We start from the raw sequence: 15,321 nt of genomic DNA on the forward strand, positions 1-15,321 counted from the left end.
TATGTCATCACTCCTGTCTCATTATTTCGCCGTGACCGACAGGCTGGCACGGGCAGACTGGCTCCTGTCGACGCTTGCAAGGTTCCTTGTTGCCGCGATCCTGCTGGTCTATTTCCTGAACTCCGGTCTGACCAAGCTGGGCGATGGTCTGGCGGGCCTCCTGATGCCTTCCGCCGGCGCCTATGCCCAGATTTTCCCCAAGGCGTTCGAGGCCGCAGGATATGATTCCGACGCGCTTTCCGTGTTTCACCAGATCGTCGTCATCGCCGGAACCTGGGCCGAATTCATCCTGCCCGTCGCCATCGTGCTGGGGCTGTTCACCCGGCTCGCGGCGCTTGGCATGATCGGCTTTGTCGTGCTGCAATCCCTGACCGACATCTACGGCCACGGCCAGACCGATGCCCTGGGCGCATGGTTTGACCGCTTCCCCGATGCGCTTGTACTGGATCAGCGCGGCCTGTGGGTGTTTGTCCTGCTGGTGCTGGTGATCAAGGGCGCAGGCCCCCTGTCATTCGACCGGGCGTTGCGGGGCAGCATGGGCCCTGCCTGAGGGCCCGGGATCAGGAAGCAAGCGCTTTGACTTCGGCCTCGACCTGGCTGCTCCACCCCAGGAAAAGCGCATTTCCCGCCGCAATCAGCGGCCGTTTCATCACCGCCGGATGCGCCTTGATCAGGTCCCGCGCCGCCATGCCGCGCGCCGCCTCGTCCAGCCCCCGCCAGGTCGCCGAGCGCGTATTGACCAGTGCCTGCTGAAACTGCACCAGGGCCGCATCCAGCACCGCGTCGGGCAGGCCATCGGCCCGCACATCCACCAGTTCCGCAGCAGGCAGCGATTTCAATGCCTTGCGGCAGGTGTCACAATTCTTCAATCCATAGATGCGCATTTTGCGGGCCCTTTTGTTATTCCCCGGTTGTTTATTGCAGGAAATTTGGACGGGAAACTTGATTTTCCGGCACAGTGCTCAATCTTTTTACCTGTGGGCCCGGGCGATGAACGGGCACACCCTGCCGCGGCAGGAACAGCAAAGATCAAAGGAGGCACGGACATTATGCCAACTGGCACCGTGAAGTGGTTCAACACAACCAAAGGGTACGGTTTCATCGCACCCGAAGGTGGGGGGAACGACGTTTTTGTACATATCTCTGCAGTGGAGCGGTCCGGCCTGACCGGCCTTGCTGACGAGCAGAAAGTGAGCTTCGAGCTCACCGAGGGACGCGACGGGCGTCAGATGGCGACCGATCTGGCGCTGCTCTGACCGATCCGGTCCCGGCGGCATGACACCGGGACCGCCCGATCACATCAGTCGCAGCCCTTGAGGCCCGCCTGACAATGCGCACGCGCCGAGCGCACGTAAGTCTTCCTGACCGGTTTGTGTCTGCGTACCGGATGGGCCATGGCCTGCTGGTATGAGATGCTCTGGTTCGGCGTACCGCAGCAGATGACCCCCGCGATGGTGATGGGCTGCAGGCCCGCCGGGCAGTAATTTGCGCTGGCCGGATAGGCATAAATCTTGGGCTGAGCCGCGACCTGCGCAGGCATCAGCGTGGTAAATGTCATGGCGATGGCGGCCATCGCGCCGGTTGTGAAACGCATATTATCCCTCATTTATCATACCGCTATATGGCCAAGTGTGACCGCGCGGGGCGAAGCTGTCCAGCGTTTATTGCCGCATTTGCCGGTGTACCGGGGTGACTGGCGCCCGCCCCTACCCCAATTGTGCAGGCAGATGCTGGTAGCCGTGAAAGCGGATGCGCCCGCCGGGCACGCGACCCTCCGTGAGCCGGTAGGACGGATAGCGGCGCAGGAAACGGGCAATCGCAATACGCCCCTCCATCCGCGCCAGGGTCAGCCCGACGCAGACATGCGGCCCGCCGGCAAAGGCCAGATGCCGGTTGGGCCGGCGCGCGATGTCAAAGACGCCGGGATCCTCAAACACCGCCGGATCGCGGTTGGCGGCACCGATGCACAGGTGCAGATTGCTGCCCGGCGGAATCCCGTACCCGCCCAGCGTGACCGGGGCCGTTGTCTCGCGGTTGCCGAACTGGTTCGGAGACCGCAGGCGCAGCACCTCTTCCACCATCGTGTCGATCAGCGCGGAATCTTCGATAATCCGTTGTTTTTGATCAGGAAAATCATTCAACAAGGCAAGGCCGTTGCCGATCAGGTTGGTCGTGGTCTCATGCCCCGCATTCAGGATGAAAATGCAGTTCTGGATCAGCTCGGTCTCGGTCAGCCTGCCGCTGTCGTCACCGTTGATCAGGCGGGTCAACACATCGGTTTCCGGATCACCCGGATCGGCGCGGCGGCGGGCGATGAGGTCTTGCAGATAGGTCTTGAATTCCCTCACCGCCCGGTGGCCACGGGCCAGCTGCGCCTCGGTCAGGGTGGGTTCCAGCGCGCCGAGGATGGCCAGCGACCAGTCCCGCAGGGGCGCGCGTTCTTCCATCGGGACATCCAGCAGGTTGCCGATGATCTGGATCGGGATGGAGGCGGCGAAATCCTCGATCAGGTCGGCCTCCAGCGGCATGTCCTCCAGCAGGTGATCGACGGTGGCAATCAGCCCCGGCTCCATCCGCGCCAGCGCCTTGGGCGTCAGCGCCGAGGTCATGATGCGCCGCACACGGGTGTGCAGCGGCGGGTCGTTGAAAACGAGGCTGGTGGTGTGGTGTTCGTAAAGCGGCGAGCCGGGGCCGAACTTGGGCGCGAAGGCCTGTTTCTTGTCCGAGATATAGAGCGTGGTGTCGCGGTAGATCGCGTTCAGATCGGCATGGCGGCTGATCAGGAATGACCCGTCGGGCTGCGGGCAGACCGGGGCCTCGGCCAGCAGGCGGTCGTAATGCGGGAAGGGATTTTCAAGGAAATCCGCGGGGGGATGGGACAGGTCGAACATGGGCGGAGTCTGGGGGGATTTTCGCGGCTGTCAATGAGGTGCCGGAGGGCTCACAGTTGTGAACATTAAGTCATTGTTAATGTTTATTTATTTCTGGTTTCCGGTGCGCACCGTGAGGTCTTTGTCCGGGACCACGCGCCCGGACCGGGAAACCGCAGGCTGGGTTTCATCCCGCGGTGCCGCCGCGTAGATCGGGGCGTGCCCTGGCAATGGCCGCCGTTCAGCCCAGCCAGACGGCCTGTGCGGCATCGTCCCAGCCCAGCGTATACCGGCTGCCATCGGTGAGGATGGGGCGGGCCATCAGGGCGGGCTGGTCCAGCAGCTGCGCCTCGGCCTCGCTCTCGCGCATCCAGACGCTCAGGTTGCGGTAGGTCTGGGATTTGCGGTCGATGATATTGTCCCCGAATTCCGCGATCAGGGGCGCCCATTCGGCCTCGCTCAGCGGATCGGCACGGACATCGCGCAGGGTGACACGATGGCCCGCGTCGCTCAGCGCCTTGGTGGCTTTCTTGCACTCGGAACAGGTGGGCAGGCCGTAGAGGATCATGTTGGAGGCTTTCCTTGGGGTATGGGCATATGGCGTTTCATGTTCCATTAACCTTGATTTGCCACAAATTGACCATGCCCAATTACCGTCGTCCCCGCCAGCCTGGTGCCAGTGTGTTTTTGACCGTCACGCTGGCAGAGCGCGGCGCGTGGTGGTTGGTGGACCATATCGAAAGCCTGCGGATGGCGGTGCGCAGGACGCGGGAAGAGCGGCCCTTCAGGATTGATGCATGGGTCGTCTTGCCCGATCACATGCATTGTGTGTGGACCTTGCCCGAGGGAGACAGGGATTTCTCGACTCGGGTGAAGGTGATCAAGGCCAGGTTTTCGCGCAGAGTGCCAATGGGCCATCGGCGGTTGAGCCATGTCGTGCGGCGAGAGCGTGGCCTCTGGCAGCGGCGGTTCTGGGAGCATCATATTCGAAATGAGGCCGATTTTCACAACCATATCGCGTATTGTTGGCACAATCCGGTGAAACACGGATTTGTGGAACGCCCCGAGGATTGGCCATTTTCATCTTGGCATCGCGACCACCCGTAGGGTGCGCATTCATGCGCACCGACAGCACGAGGTTGTGAGGGAGAATCGACCGTAGGGTGCGCATTCATGCGCACCGACAGCGCCAGGTTGTGAGGCGGGATCGAACGTAGGGTGCGCATTCATGCGCACCGGCAGCGTCAGGTTGCGAGGCGGGATCGAACGTAGGGTGCGCATTCATGCGCACCGACAGCGAGAGGTTGCGCGGGGGATGGTGCGCAATGAATGCGCACCCTACGGTGAATTGAAAAGGACCATCGCGCCCGAACCGAGGGGTGGGCGAGAAGCGCCCGCCCCGTGGGGGCGGTTCGGGCGCTGCCAAATCGGAGATTTGGCATTGTGTGGGACGGTAGGGTGGGAAACGGTAGGGTGGGATTTTATCCCACGGTGCGTGCACGTGGGCTGGAACCCCACCCTACGGCTTGATCATTTTACATTTCCTCGTTCACTAAAAGGAAGCTCTCCAAAGCGAGACCGTTTGCCCGTAAGTGATTCAATCAATTTCTGTGAGTTTGAGGCAATTTTCTCACTATTTCTTACTGCATACTCATTTACCTGCCTAATATGATCAGGGGTATCAACATTCCGCACTGGATACTTGTTCTCAGGATCACGCAGTAAGACCAAAGATATCTTAGGGTCGATCGGCATCCAAATTTCCATATTCGGGTTCACCAGCCCATTCGAACCACCGTTTCCAATACGGTATGCGATCTTGCTAGATAGAATGTACGAATGTCTAGTTTCACTCACGGACCAACGTACAACGAAGTCTTTCATGGCGTTTTCAACGCGTTCGCCAGGCTGAATGATTGCTCTCACTCTAATATCGCGGCCATAATTTCGCAGCGTCTCTGTATGCTCTAAATCTTTCAATAACTTCTGACGCTGAACTAAATCAGCGCTCGATTTACCTAGACTCTCAACTATTTCCAGAACATATTCTCTCCCTATTTCAACGTCGTCGTAATCAATCGGAAATTCTGGCGTTCTCTTGATCATTTCGTAGACAACCCAGCGTAAATCTCGCAATCTTTGCCCTGAAAAAGTGGGTGTGAGGCCAGATTTAAAAGCACCTAAAACCTCCGGAAGTAGTTGACCCAAATAGTTGTCAATCGTTCCATAGTGCTCTTTTTCGACTATATCTGATAGGTCGTCTCCATCCCTCACGCTATAGTAATTCGGTATCTGAAATGCTTTATCCCTAAGCCTTAGTTCTGGATTATTAAAACTACCAGTTGGGCTTTTCTCTGCATACCAAATCTCATCACCACGAAAACAAAAGGATTTTTGCATTACACGTGGAACGAAGTGGTGGATTTTGCTTCTCTTCGAAATTTCGGTCACCCTCGACGCATAACTCATTTCTCTCGGCGCACCCGTTTTGAACTTGGAAGGCTCTACTGGAGCCTTCCACCCTTGCTACGTCGGGTCATTCAAAACCCCATCAAACTCCCGCCACGCCCCCTTCGACATCCCTGAATTCTCCTGCGTCACCTCTTCAGCATCCGGCGCAGGCTGCATTCATGCGCACCGGCAGCGCCAGGTTGCGCGGGGGATGGTGCGCAATGAATGCGCACCCTACGTGGGGTCGTTCAATACCCCCTCAAACTCCCGCCATTCCCCCTTGCTCATCCCCGACGTCTCCTGCGTCACCTCTTCCCCCTTCAGCATCCGCCGCAGACAGTCCAACGCCTTGCCGGAGAGCGTCGCCCCCCCCAGACGGTAATCCTCGAAGGCGCCGTAGGCGGCTGGCACCCAGTCGGCCACCACCTTGCAGATCGCATCGGCATAGACCCGGATCTCGTATTGCGCATGGGCGTCGGCGCGCAGCCTCAGGAAGTGGAACAGGTTGTGCAGGTCCACCTTCCAGTACCATTGGGTATAGACATTGGCGGGCAGGTTCATGCGGGCCAGTTCGCGGGCCAGACCGTCCTGGCCGTCCTGGTTGATCATCTGTTCGTAATGGTCATAGGCGCGGTTGCTGTCGGATTTCAGGATTTCGAGGACGCGGGCGGCCTCCTCCCCCTCCAGCACACCGCCGCGGCCCTGGTTGTTGACCACGGATTGCGCGTTGATGTGTTCCGGCGCGGGGATGTAGAATTCGCGGTCCAGGATCGAATAGCGGGCGGAATATTCGTTCACGTTGGCGGTGCGGTGGCGGATCCACTGGCGCGCGACGAAGACGGGCAGTTTCACATGCAGCTTGATCTCGCACATTTCGAAGGGGGTCGAATGCCAGTGCCGCATCAGGTAGCGGATCAGCCCTTCGTCGTTCTGCACGCTCTTGGTGCCCTTGCCATAGGAGACGCGGGCGGCCTGGCAGATCGCTGAATCGTCGCCCATGTAGTCGATCACCCGGATGAAGCCGTGGTCGAGCACCTCATGCGCCTTGTAGAGATGCGCCTCCATCCCCGGCACGGTGGCGCGCAGGGTCTGCTGCGACTGGCTGCGCAGGGTGTCGATTTCGGCTTGTTGCTCTGGCGTGAGGGTCATGGGGCGCGTCCTGTGATGGGCTTGGGATTCGGGATTTACTATATCTGCGACGGTGCACCACAGGAACCACGATATGCGGTATTGTTTTTGGGATGCACTGGGGCAGGAAAATGACACACCCCCCTATCGCGCGTTGACAAGGCAGGCAGGGGTTTGGGAGGGTGCGAAAAAACAAAGATATATATTGAGGGCAGAAAAAATGAAACGCACCGCAATTGCGCTGACCTGGGCCGCTGTTTTCTTGTCGGCCTGCGGCGGCACGCCGCCTTTTGGTGGGACAACCACGGATACGGGCGGCGATCCGGGCAATGGCGTTGCGCCAATTCCCGAGGCGCTTGCGGGCAATCTTGAGAGTTTCACCTATGATCCGCGCAACCAGACGCTGACAGTGGTCGGCACACCCGCCGACGACGGCCCGCTGACCGGCGTCTATCGGCGCCGTGCGGCGCTCGACCAGGCCGGATACCAGGCCTATACGGCGCAGGATGGCTCGCTCGACCGGCACAACACCGCCTTCGTGCGCGAGATTGACGGGGTGCAGGCGGCCGTGATCGTGAGCGGCGTGCAATTCCAGCAAGTCTTTGGCGGGTTGGCCTATTCCAACGAAGCCACGGCCTATTCCCCTCCGGTGGAGCCGGGATCGGAAACAGACGGCGGGCTGGTCAGCTATGCCGGCACCTATGTGGGATTGCTGAACGGTCCGGGCTCCAACGAGGATCTGCTGCCGACAGCCCCGGGCACCAACCCTGCCGTACTCTCGGCGCAGGCTGCCGAGACACGGGGCGACGTTCTGATCACCGCCGATTTCTCGGACGCGCAGGTGGCGGGGGTCATCTACAACCGGATCGCGGTCGATTACGACAACTCGGGTCCCGGCATCTTCCCGAACGCGGCGAACCCACTTCAGCTCGAGGATATTGCGCTCGATAACACGGGAATTGCCGAGGACGGGACATTTCAGGGCATCGCGACGCAGAACGACATCCCCGTAGGCGATTACGGTGGCATCTTTGGCGGAGACGGCGCGACGGCGGTGGCGGGCGGCATCCGGGTCGACGACCACATCGACGCTTTCAGCAACGAGATCGAATGGGGCATATTCGTGCTTGCCGCCTGCGGGCAGCCCCAGGCCGATCCGCTCTGCAACCAGCCCCACCCGTAAGCGCCAGTGATGTGCCGGGGGGGCAGGAAGCGGTGGCTGCGGGCGGCAGCCCTGGGCGCCGTGCTCTGCGCGCCGCTGACGGCCGGTGGCCAGACCCCGGCCCCGCCACAGGACAGGGCCCAGGAAACCCGCATCACCCTGCCCGAGGCTCGCGCGATCGCGGTGCAGGCATTGAAGGACGGGGAGCCGGTGCTGGCCTATCGCCTGGCCGAGGGGTTGCTGCAGGCCGATCCGCGTTCGGCCTTTGCGCATTTCACGCTGGCGCAGTCCTATAGCCAGTTACAGCAGCCGAGCGAGGCGCGCCGCGCTGCCGCCCGTGCCTACCGGTTGGCGGAAACGCCGCAGAACAGGTTCGAGGCGGCGCGCCTGGCAGCCTCCATGTCCTACCGCGAAGACCGCAAGACCCTCTCGCAGATCTGGGTGCGCCGGGCGGTCCAGAATGCGCCCGACGCGCGGACCGAGGCCCAGCTGGGCCGCGATTATGCGCGGCTGCGCGCCGAGAACCCCTGGCAGTTCAGCATCCAGGGCGGGCTGCGCCCGTCCAGCAACGTCAACAACGGCTCGGAAATGGCGGTGCAGATCATCGACGGGCTGCCCTTCATCGGCACCTTGAGCGGCGCGGCGAAGGCGCTGTCGGGAACGGTCGGGCATCTCGACACGCGGCTGGGCTACAAGCTGCGGCAAGACCGGACCAGCCGCACGACGCTGGAAGGGCGGCTCTACGTCCGTCGGGTGGCACTGAGCGACAGCGCCAAGGCGCAGGCGCCGACGGCCACGAACAGCGATTACGGCGCGACCTTCGCCGAGCTGGGGCTGAGCCATGAGCAGGTCCTGGGCGACGGCGGCACGCTGCTGCAGACCGACGTCGCTGCCGGTCGCTACTGGAGCGGTGGCGACGTATCGTTCGATTTCCTGCGGCTGGGCGCCGGGGCGGCCTGGCGGCTGAACAATGCCACGCGGCTGAACCTGGGCGCGAAGCTGGAACAACGGCAATCGGCCCTTGGCGACCGCTTCGACACCACGGTGCTGGACCTGGATGCCGGGCTGCGGCGCAAGCTGGAGAACGGAGACGGCATTTCGCTCGCCCTGAACCTGCGGCACACGGACAGCGATTTTTTCAACGCGCGCTACAGCGCCGCCACGCTGCGGGCCAGCTATGTGCTGGGGCGGCAGATCGGGCCGGCGCAGGTCTCGACGGGCATCACGGCGGGCTATTCCGACTACCCCGATTTCGCAGTCTTCTTCGCGGTGCCGGGCGGGCGGCAGGACCGGTCGGTCTTTGCCGATGTGAATTTCTTTTTTGCCGACCTCGACTATGCCGGTTTCGCACCGAACCTGCGCATCAGCGCCGGGCGCACCTCGTCCAACGTCAGCCGCTACGAGACGCGGGAACTCTCGGTATCGCTGGGCGTACGGTCGAAGTTCTGACGCCCCCTGCCCGCGCTGTTCGAAGGGCTGGCACTCTGCCCCGACCATGCTAGGTTCTGCCCGAGAATGCGAAGAAGGAGCCCCCGCATGCCGATCAAATACCTGCACACCATGGTGCGCGTCAAAGACCTTGATGTCTCGATTGATTTTTACAAGAAACTGGGGCTGATCGAACGCCGCCGGATCGACCATGAGGGCGGGCGGTTCACGCTGGTGTTCCTGTGCCCTCCCGGCATGGATGACGGCCATGCGGATGTGGAGCTGACCTATAACTGGGACGGGGATGATGACCTGCCCAGCGACAGCCGGCATTTCGGCCATCTCGCCTATACGGTCGAGAATATCTATGACATGTGCCAGACCCTGATGGACCAGGGTGTGACGATCAACCGTCCGCCGCGCGACGGGCGCATGGCCTTTGTGCGCAGCCCCGACAACATCTCGGTCGAGCTGTTGCAGGAAGGGGATGCCCTGCCCGAGCAGGAGCCCTGGGCGAGCATGGAAAATACCGGTCATTGGTAAGAGCCGCCGCCCTTCTGATGCTGCTTGCCGTTCCCGCGGCCGCGGCTGACTGCCGTCTGGCGCTGGCGCTGGCGATGGATGTCTCCAGTTCGGTGGATCCTTCCGAGGACCGGCTGCAGCGGCAGGGCACGGCGGAAGCCCTGGCATCGCCGGAGGTGGCCGCGGCCTTCTTTGCCGCGGATCTTCCGGTGGCGCTTGCCGTTTACGAATGGTCGGGGCGCTATAACCAGCAGGTCATTCTGGACTGGACGATGATCGACAGCCCGGCGGCCCTGACCGGGGCGGCAGAGACCGTGGCGGCGAGCCTGCGCGGTCATACCGAGTTTCCCACCGCCATGGGCTATGCGCTGGGGTTTGGCGCGGGCCTGCTGGCGCGCGCGCCCGATTGTCTGGACAAGACCCTGGACATGTCGGGGGACGGGCAGAACAACGAGGGCTTCGGCCCCGCCATCGCCTACCGCGAATTCGCCTTTGACGGGATCACGGTGAACGGGCTGGCGATCAATGCGGCCGATTTCGAGGGGGAATTGGGGCTGATTGCCTTTTACCGGCGCGAGGTGCTGCACGGGCCGGGGGCCTTTCTGGTAATCGCGGACGGTTTTCCCGATTTTGCCCGCGCGATGCGGCAGAAGCTGGTGCGCGAAGTCTCCCCGGCGGCGATCGGCGGTCTGGTGCGCCGCAAGGAGGACAGGTGATCCGCCTGGCTGTGCTTGCGGGCACCCTGATGCTGGGGGGCTTGCCGGGGGCGGGACAGGCCCTGGCGGATTGCCGTCAGGCGCTGGCGCTGGCGCTGGATGTGTCCGGCTCTGTCGATGCGCGGGAATATCGCCAGCAGATCGGCGGTGTGGCAGAGGCGCTGGACAGTCCGGAGGTGCGTGCCCGCATTCTGGCGATGCCGCAGGCCCCTGTCCGACTGATGGTGTTCGAATGGAGCGGCCCCCAGGAACAGGCGGAGCTGGTGCCCTGGACCGACCTGGACAGCGCAGCCACCCTTGACGGGGTGATCGAGACCCTGCGCCAGACCAGCCGCCGCAGCACGCCGCCCGGCACGGCGCTGGGGGTGGCGATGGCCGAAGGGGTGCGCAGGCTCACTGCGCAGAGCGACTGCTGGAAGCGGACGCTGGATATTTCAGGCGATGGCAAATCCAACCTCGGCCCCCGCCCCCGCACCGTCAGGACACAGCTTGAGGACAGCGGTGTGACCATCAATGCGCTGGTGATCGGGGTGGACAACCCCCGCTCCACCGACATCCGCCAGGCCGAGATCGCGGAGCTGTCCTCCTACTTCCGGGCGGAGGTGATCATGGGGCCCGGCGCCTTTGTGCAGACGGCCATCGGTTTTGCCGATTATGCCCGTGCGATGAAGGAAAAATTGCTGAAGGAACTGGAGGGTCTGGTGGTTTCGGAACTGGCATCCCCTGCCCCAGACACCCCGGGCACAGATCAGTAGATATACCGGATCTGGTCGGTCCAGTAGCGTTCCATCCGTTTCAGTGACAGGGTGATGTCGGCAATGCCCGAAGGCCCCAGCACGCCCTTCTCTTCCAGCCCGTCGGCATGGCGCGAGAAGAGATCCGACACCACATCGCGAATGTTGCGCCCCTTTTCGGTCAGGCGAACCCGGACCGAGCGGCGGTCAATCTCGCACCGGTTGTGGTGCATATAGCCCATTTCGACCAGTTTCTTGAGGTTGTAGCTGACGTTGGAGCCCTGGTAGTAGCCCCGGCTTTTCAACTCGCCCGCCGTCACCTCATTGTCGCCGATGTTGAACAGCAGCAGGGCCTGGACCGCGTTGATTTCCAGTACGCCGACGCGTTCGAATTCATCCTTGATCACGTCCAGCAGCAGACGGTGCAGACGCTCAACCAGCGAAAGCGCCTCTAGGTAGCCCATCATGAAGCCCTTTTCCCGCATGGGGATGGCCATTGGTTCCTGAATGCTCATTTCTCTCTCCGACTCGGTGGGTTGGAGCGAAACTGCGCAAAAAAGCAGAATATTTCGTTAAATCGCCCCGCCTTCAACTTGAAACGCCGATACCGGATGTATCAGGTCAAAGGCGGGACGCTCCAATCGGACCGTGAGGCTGGCGTGCGGTGGGGGTTTTCGCGGCGGAGCGGCGCCTGGTGACCTGCGCGGCACATCGCCGGTTTGACGATCAGGCAGAGACCAATGCGCAGGAAACGGGTCGGTTCGATGTCGCTTGCTTGTTTAGGCTCTGGACCCATTAATTCTATATACTCAGCGGCGATTTCACGAAATTTCAAAGGTTTGGGGCGTGCAGCCAATAGTGGTTCTATTTGCAAGCGACCCAAGACGTTGAAATGAAGTGAAATCGCCGCCCTTCGGGTTTGACGGATTTTCCCGCAGCCTGCGTCACATCTGCTTGAAATAGAACCACTATTCTTGCGCAGATGTTCCTGGCCTGCGAAAAAATCTGTCAAACTGAGCATATAGAATTAATGGGTCCAGAGCCTAAGCATCTCCCAATCAACAAAGGATGGAGATGGGAATGCTTCTGAACGGAAAGACAATTATCGTCACGGGCGCAAGCAGCGGCATCGGTGCAGCCGCCGCAAGGTTGTTCGCCGAGGAAGGCGCGAAACTGGTGCTTGGTGCGCGCCGCGCCGGATTGCTTGAAGAAATCGCGGAGGAAATCTCTGCCAAGGGTGGCGAAGCGGCCTTTCTGGCGGGGAATGTCGAAGACAGCGCCTATGCCGAGGCGCTGGTGGCACTGGCGCAGGAGCGCTTTGGCGGGCTTGATGGCGCTTTCAACAATGCCGGCATCACCGGAGACATGGGACCGGTTCCCGAGATGGCGGAAAGCAACTGGCACAAGGTGGTTGCGGTCAATCTCGACAGCGGGTTCCATGCGGCCAGGCATCAGATACCGGCCCTGCGCAAACGCGGCGGCGGCTCGATTGTCTTCACCTCCTCCTTCGTCGGGCAGGGCATCGGTTTGCCGGGGATGGCGGCCTATGCGGCGGCAAAAGCGGGACTTGTCGGCATGACGCAGGTCCTCGCGGCAGAGCACGGGCCGGAGAACATCCGGGTGAACGCGCTGCTGCCGGGGGGCACGATGACGCCCATGGCCGGGGATGATGCCGGTTTTCACGAGGTCGTGCGCGGCTTTCATGCGCTGAAACGCATGGCTGAGCCCTCCGAGATTGCCGGTGCGGCGCTCTTTTTACTTTCCGATCACGCGTCTTTCGTGACCGGGAGTGCCCTGTTCGCCGATGGAGGGAACGCCATTAACAAGATTTAGAAGCGAAGCGGGCACTGGATTTGAAAGGGCCAGTGTCCGCTTACCGGACGCGCGTGCCTTGGGGTAAACGGCCGTATGGGTCCTGAGCCTACGCCGGCCGAACCCCGCCTGCCAGTTGCTCCCGGATCAGGGTGATGAACCGCGCGTAGCGGTCGGGGGGCTGTGCCTGTTCGGAGACCCACAGATAGAGATCGTGATCGCTTTCGTTCAGCATCTCTTCGTAAAGGGTCAGATCCGCATCATCCATCGCGGCCAGATGCACCCTGGCAAAGGCGGGCAGGATCAGGTCCATTTCCTTGATCCCGCGCCGCATCGACCGCATGTGCAGCCGCTTGATCCGATGTTCGGCAAGTTCAGACATTTGCGGCATCGGTCATGACACGGCGCAGGCGTTTCTCCAGCCGCCCCATGTCTTCGGCCTTGCGCAGCAGGTCCGCGCGCATGCTGCGGATTTCCGACATGATCTCTGTCAGGCCCGCGGTGTCGGCGCTCTCCGCATCGGGCGCACCGACGCCTTCGCCTTCGCCGTTGATCAGCCACATCATCGACACGTTCAGCAATCCTGCCAGCATCGACAGCCGGTTCGCACGCGGCTCCGCATGGTCATCTTCCCAGCCCCGCAGGGTGGGCAGGCGCACCCCCAGCCGCTTGGCCAATTCTCCCTGGCTCATGCCCGCTTGTTCGCGCGCGGCGGCGAGCCTGTCGCCGAAAGTTGCCGCATCAGGTCCGTACCAGTCCGTTACATCGTTCATTCATCATCCCTTTCATCAGAACAAAGGCGTTCTTTCTTGATCGGTTTGTCTCGCCCCCCTAAGAGGGTCGCGCATACATCACATACCGAGGTCCGGAATGGAACTGCTCTCTGCAACGCTTGCCCGCGTCAAACCGTCCCCCACAATTGCCGTCACCACCAAGGCGGCGGAACTCAAGGCAGCGGGGCGAGACGTTATCGGCCTTGGCGCAGGCGAGCCGGACTTCGACACGCCGCAAAACATCAAGGACGCGGCCGTCGCGGCCATTGCCTCTGGAAAGACAAAGTATACCGCGGTTGACGGAATTCCAGAACTCAAGCAGGCGATCTGCGAAAAGTTCAAGCGTGACAACGGGTTGGAATATAAACCTTCGCAGGTCAGCGTCGGCACGGGTGGCAAGCAGATCCTCTATAACGCGCTGATGGCGACAATGAACCCCGGCGAGGAAGTCGTGATTCCCGCCCCCTACTGGGTCAGCTACCCCGACATGGTGCTGCTGGCAGGGGGCGAGCCTGTCATCGCCCCTGCAACGCTGGAAGACGATTTCAAGCTGACGCCCGAGGCGCTGGAAGCCGCGATCACGCCGAAAACAAAATGGTTCATCTTCAACTCCCCCTCCAACCCCACCGGTGCGGGCTACAGCCGGGAGGAGCTGAAAGGTCTGACCGACGTGCTGCTGCGCCACCCGCATGTCTGGGTGATGAGCGACGACATGTATGAACATCTGGCCTATGACGGCTTCGAGTTCTGCACCCCGGCGCAGATCGAACCCGCACTTTATGACCGCACGCTGACGGTCAACGGCGTGTCCAAGGCCTATGCCATGACCGGCTGGCGCATCGGCTATGCCGCAGGCCCCGAAAAGCTGATCGGCGCGATGCGCAAGATCCAGTCGCAAAGCACCTCCAACCCCTGCACCATCAGCCAATGGGCGGCCATCGAGGCGCTGAACGGCACCCAGGATTATATCGCCCCCAACAACGAGATGTTCGTGCGCCGCCGCAACCTGGTGGTTTCCATGCTGAACGAGATCGAGGGGGTCACCTGCCCGGTGCCCGAGGGGGCATTCTATGTCTATCCCTCCATCGCCGGGCTGATCGGCAAGACCTCTGCCGGGGGGGCCAAGATCGAGAATGACGAAGCCTTTGCCACCGCCCTGCTGGAAGAGACCGGGGTCGCCGTGGTGTTCGGGGCCGCCTTCGGCCTTTCGCCGAACTTCCGGGTCAGCTACGCTACCTCCGATGCTGCGTTGAAAGAGGCCTGCGGCCGCATTCAGGCTTTCTGCGCGGGTTGCGTGTAACGGGGTATCCATGTCGACTGAACTGCCAGAATACTATTTCCGGGTCCGGGAAAACGGCGCTGCAGTGTTTCGGATCGACACCGAAAACCGGCAGCGGCGGATCGAGATGGACCAGATCGCCCTTGCCAATATCCGCAATGGCGAGATCAAGCCCCATGGCGACCGCAGCCTGTCGGAAGCGGATCTCGACACCATCCGCAACTGGATGGAGGAGCGCCGGCAGGTTCTGGCACATCGCGACATCGACGACATCCACCGCGCCGTCGATTATCTGAACCTGACGACGCAATGGGTGCAGTCCAAGGCCACGGATGAGCAGCTGGAAGCGGTCACCGACGCGCTGCTGCTGGCGATGCATGACCTGCGCAGCACGCTGGTGCGCAAGAAGGCGGACCGGCTGCTGAAGGATTAGAGCGTCATGCGAA

General features: G+C 61.7%; 20 protein-coding genes. 11 read left to right on the forward strand and 9 right to left on the reverse strand.

The genetic code is table 11. From position 1 onward, the window contains the following. The first annotated feature begins 1 nt into the window (after position 1). On the forward strand, positions 2 to 550 hold the full coding sequence (locus ACWNZ3_RS12795; protein WP_269364866.1) for a DoxX family protein: 549 nt from the start codon (positions 2 to 4) through the stop codon (positions 548 to 550). Between the two features lie 10 nt (positions 551 to 560). Here ACWNZ3_RS12795 and ACWNZ3_RS12800 read toward each other — a convergent pair whose 3' ends face one another. Then, positions 561 to 884: an arsenate reductase family protein gene (locus tag ACWNZ3_RS12800; RefSeq protein ID WP_496900173.1), complete on the reverse strand. Its 324-nt coding sequence runs from the start codon at positions 882 to 884 to the stop codon at positions 561 to 563. Positions 885 to 1,049: 165 nt separating this feature from the next. Between ACWNZ3_RS12800 and ACWNZ3_RS12805 the strand changes: the two genes are divergently transcribed. Further along, positions 1,050 to 1,256 (forward strand): cold-shock protein, encoded by a 207-nt coding sequence (locus ACWNZ3_RS12805; protein WP_114275799.1) that lies wholly within the window; start codon positions 1,050 to 1,052, stop codon positions 1,254 to 1,256. A 44-nt stretch (positions 1,257 to 1,300) separates the two neighbouring features. Here ACWNZ3_RS12805 and ACWNZ3_RS12810 read toward each other — a convergent pair whose 3' ends face one another. The 3 genes from ACWNZ3_RS12810 to ACWNZ3_RS12820 form a co-directional block, all read right to left on the reverse strand. After that, positions 1,301 to 1,594, reverse strand: a complete 294-nt coding sequence (locus ACWNZ3_RS12810) for a hypothetical protein (protein WP_269364862.1) — start codon at positions 1,592 to 1,594, stop codon at positions 1,301 to 1,303. Between the two features lie 112 nt (positions 1,595 to 1,706). Next, entirely contained in the window at positions 1,707 to 2,891 is a 1,185-nt protein-coding gene (locus ACWNZ3_RS12815; protein WP_496900174.1) for a cytochrome P450, read from the reverse strand. Between the two features lie 220 nt (positions 2,892 to 3,111). Next, positions 3,112 to 3,438: an arsenate reductase family protein gene (locus tag ACWNZ3_RS12820; protein ID WP_496900175.1), complete on the reverse strand. Its 327-nt coding sequence runs from the start codon at positions 3,436 to 3,438 to the stop codon at positions 3,112 to 3,114. Positions 3,439 to 3,467: 29 nt separating this feature from the next. Here ACWNZ3_RS12820 and ACWNZ3_RS12825 point away from each other — a divergent pair, with 29 nt between their 5' ends. Further along, a complete protein-coding gene (locus tag ACWNZ3_RS12825; protein WP_496900176.1) occupies positions 3,468 to 3,977 on the forward strand; it encodes an REP-associated tyrosine transposase in 510 nt (169 codons plus the stop codon). A 423-nt stretch (positions 3,978 to 4,400) separates the two neighbouring features. Here the strand turns inward: ACWNZ3_RS12825 and ACWNZ3_RS12830 are convergent, their stop codons facing one another. Further along, positions 4,401 to 5,321, reverse strand: a complete 921-nt coding sequence (locus ACWNZ3_RS12830; RefSeq protein ID WP_496900177.1) for a DUF4238 domain-containing protein — start codon at positions 5,319 to 5,321, stop codon at positions 4,401 to 4,403. Positions 5,322 to 5,555: 234 nt separating this feature from the next. Then, positions 5,556 to 6,470, reverse strand: a complete 915-nt coding sequence (gene thyX / locus ACWNZ3_RS12835; RefSeq protein WP_496900178.1) for an FAD-dependent thymidylate synthase — start codon at positions 6,468 to 6,470, stop codon at positions 5,556 to 5,558. Positions 6,471 to 6,669: 199 nt separating this feature from the next. Here thyX and ACWNZ3_RS12840 point away from each other — a divergent pair, with 199 nt between their 5' ends. The 5 genes from ACWNZ3_RS12840 to ACWNZ3_RS12860 all read left to right on the forward strand — a co-directional run bounded on the left by ACWNZ3_RS12840 (position 6,670) and on the right by ACWNZ3_RS12860 (position 11,032). Then, a complete protein-coding gene (locus ACWNZ3_RS12840; protein ID WP_496900179.1) occupies positions 6,670 to 7,632 on the forward strand; it encodes a thymidylate synthase in 963 nt (320 codons plus the stop codon). 9 nt (positions 7,633 to 7,641) lie between these two features. Further along, the gene (locus ACWNZ3_RS12845; RefSeq protein ID WP_496900180.1) at positions 7,642 to 9,060 is read left to right on the forward strand and encodes a tetratricopeptide repeat protein; all 1,419 of its coding nucleotides are present in this window, start codon (positions 7,642 to 7,644) and stop codon (positions 9,058 to 9,060) included. Between the two features lie 87 nt (positions 9,061 to 9,147). Further along, on the forward strand, positions 9,148 to 9,582 hold the full coding sequence (locus ACWNZ3_RS12850) for a VOC family protein (protein WP_496900181.1): 435 nt from the start codon (positions 9,148 to 9,150) through the stop codon (positions 9,580 to 9,582). A 17-nt stretch (positions 9,583 to 9,599) separates the two neighbouring features. After that, on the forward strand, positions 9,600 to 10,277 hold the full coding sequence (locus tag ACWNZ3_RS12855; protein WP_496900182.1) for a DUF1194 domain-containing protein: 678 nt from the start codon (positions 9,600 to 9,602) through the stop codon (positions 10,275 to 10,277). Continuing rightward, complete coding sequence (locus ACWNZ3_RS12860) at positions 10,274 to 11,032, forward strand: DUF1194 domain-containing protein (RefSeq protein WP_496900183.1); 759 nt, start codon at positions 10,274 to 10,276, stop codon at positions 11,030 to 11,032. Before ACWNZ3_RS12855 ends, ACWNZ3_RS12860 begins: the two co-directional genes overlap by 4 nt. On the opposite strand, the gene ACWNZ3_RS12865 is transcribed toward ACWNZ3_RS12860, so the two are convergent. Next, the gene (locus ACWNZ3_RS12865; RefSeq protein WP_269364848.1) at positions 11,026 to 11,526 is read right to left on the reverse strand and encodes a MarR family winged helix-turn-helix transcriptional regulator; all 501 of its coding nucleotides are present in this window, start codon (positions 11,524 to 11,526) and stop codon (positions 11,026 to 11,028) included. The two genes, ACWNZ3_RS12860 and ACWNZ3_RS12865, sit on opposite strands and share 7 nt — an antisense overlap. Positions 11,527 to 12,091: 565 nt before the next feature. Between ACWNZ3_RS12865 and ACWNZ3_RS12870 the strand changes: the two genes are divergently transcribed. Beyond that, the gene (locus ACWNZ3_RS12870; protein ID WP_496900184.1) at positions 12,092 to 12,844 is read left to right on the forward strand and encodes an SDR family oxidoreductase; all 753 of its coding nucleotides are present in this window, start codon (positions 12,092 to 12,094) and stop codon (positions 12,842 to 12,844) included. A gap of 88 nt (positions 12,845 to 12,932) precedes the next feature. Here the strand turns inward: ACWNZ3_RS12870 and ACWNZ3_RS12875 are convergent, their stop codons facing one another. Together ACWNZ3_RS12875 and ACWNZ3_RS12880 are read right to left on the reverse strand one after the other, a co-directional pair. Further along, positions 12,933 to 13,205 carry an FAD assembly factor SdhE gene (locus ACWNZ3_RS12875; RefSeq protein ID WP_496900185.1) on the reverse strand — a complete coding sequence of 91 codons (273 nt, stop codon included), beginning with the start codon at positions 13,203 to 13,205 and terminating at the stop codon, positions 12,933 to 12,935. Next, positions 13,198 to 13,596, reverse strand: a complete 399-nt coding sequence (locus ACWNZ3_RS12880) for a helix-turn-helix domain-containing protein (protein ID WP_269364840.1) — start codon at positions 13,594 to 13,596, stop codon at positions 13,198 to 13,200. The genes ACWNZ3_RS12875 and ACWNZ3_RS12880 overlap by 8 nt, the downstream gene beginning before the upstream one ends. Before the next feature lie 97 nt (positions 13,597 to 13,693). On the opposite strand from ACWNZ3_RS12880, the gene ACWNZ3_RS12885 reads away from it, so the two are divergent. Together ACWNZ3_RS12885 and ACWNZ3_RS12890 are read left to right on the forward strand one after the other, a co-directional pair. Next, positions 13,694 to 14,896 carry a pyridoxal phosphate-dependent aminotransferase gene (locus ACWNZ3_RS12885; protein WP_496900186.1) on the forward strand — a complete coding sequence of 401 codons (1,203 nt, stop codon included), beginning with the start codon at positions 13,694 to 13,696 and terminating at the stop codon, positions 14,894 to 14,896. Between the two features lie 10 nt (positions 14,897 to 14,906). Then, positions 14,907 to 15,308 carry a hypothetical protein gene (locus tag ACWNZ3_RS12890; RefSeq protein WP_269364835.1) on the forward strand — a complete coding sequence of 134 codons (402 nt, stop codon included), beginning with the start codon at positions 14,907 to 14,909 and terminating at the stop codon, positions 15,306 to 15,308. The last annotated feature ends 13 nt before the right edge of the window (positions 15,309 to 15,321 follow it).

This window comes from Sulfitobacter sp. IGS-18 (genome assembly GCF_059628195.1).

Bases quoted from the DNA above. Each gene is read 5' to 3' on its own strand.
- ACWNZ3_RS12795 (WP_269364866.1), top strand. From the start codon at position 2: ATGTCATCACTCCTGTCTCATTATTTCGCCGTGACCGACAGGCTGGCA.
- ACWNZ3_RS12800 (WP_496900173.1), bottom strand. From the start codon at position 884: ATGCGCATCTATGGATTGAAGAATTGTGACACCTGCCGCAAGGCATTG.
- ACWNZ3_RS12805 (WP_114275799.1), top strand. From the start codon at position 1,050: ATGCCAACTGGCACCGTGAAGTGGTTCAACACAACCAAAGGGTACGGT.
- ACWNZ3_RS12810 (WP_269364862.1), bottom strand. From the start codon at position 1,594: ATGCGTTTCACAACCGGCGCGATGGCCGCCATCGCCATGACATTTACC.
- ACWNZ3_RS12815 (WP_496900174.1), bottom strand. From the start codon at position 2,891: ATGTTCGACCTGTCCCATCCCCCCGCGGATTTCCTTGAAAATCCCTTC.
- ACWNZ3_RS12820 (WP_496900175.1), bottom strand. From the start codon at position 3,438: ATGATCCTCTACGGCCTGCCCACCTGTTCCGAGTGCAAGAAAGCCACC.
- ACWNZ3_RS12825 (WP_496900176.1), top strand. From the start codon at position 3,468: ATGGCGTTTCATGTTCCATTAACCTTGATTTGCCACAAATTGACCATG.
- thyX (WP_496900178.1), bottom strand. From the start codon at position 6,470: ATGACCCTCACGCCAGAGCAACAAGCCGAAATCGACACCCTGCGCAGC.
- ACWNZ3_RS12840 (WP_496900179.1), top strand. From the start codon at position 6,670: ATGAAACGCACCGCAATTGCGCTGACCTGGGCCGCTGTTTTCTTGTCG.
- ACWNZ3_RS12845 (WP_496900180.1), top strand. From the start codon at position 7,642: ATGTGCCGGGGGGGCAGGAAGCGGTGGCTGCGGGCGGCAGCCCTGGGC.
- ACWNZ3_RS12850 (WP_496900181.1), top strand. From the start codon at position 9,148: ATGCCGATCAAATACCTGCACACCATGGTGCGCGTCAAAGACCTTGAT.
- ACWNZ3_RS12855 (WP_496900182.1), top strand. From the start codon at position 9,600: ATGCTGCTTGCCGTTCCCGCGGCCGCGGCTGACTGCCGTCTGGCGCTG.
- ACWNZ3_RS12865 (WP_269364848.1), bottom strand. From the start codon at position 11,526: ATGAGCATTCAGGAACCAATGGCCATCCCCATGCGGGAAAAGGGCTTC.
- ACWNZ3_RS12870 (WP_496900184.1), top strand. From the start codon at position 12,092: ATGCTTCTGAACGGAAAGACAATTATCGTCACGGGCGCAAGCAGCGGC.
- ACWNZ3_RS12875 (WP_496900185.1), bottom strand. From the start codon at position 13,205: ATGTCTGAACTTGCCGAACATCGGATCAAGCGGCTGCACATGCGGTCG.
- ACWNZ3_RS12880 (WP_269364840.1), bottom strand. From the start codon at position 13,596: ATGAACGATGTAACGGACTGGTACGGACCTGATGCGGCAACTTTCGGC.
- ACWNZ3_RS12885 (WP_496900186.1), top strand. From the start codon at position 13,694: ATGGAACTGCTCTCTGCAACGCTTGCCCGCGTCAAACCGTCCCCCACA.
- ACWNZ3_RS12890 (WP_269364835.1), top strand. From the start codon at position 14,907: ATGTCGACTGAACTGCCAGAATACTATTTCCGGGTCCGGGAAAACGGC.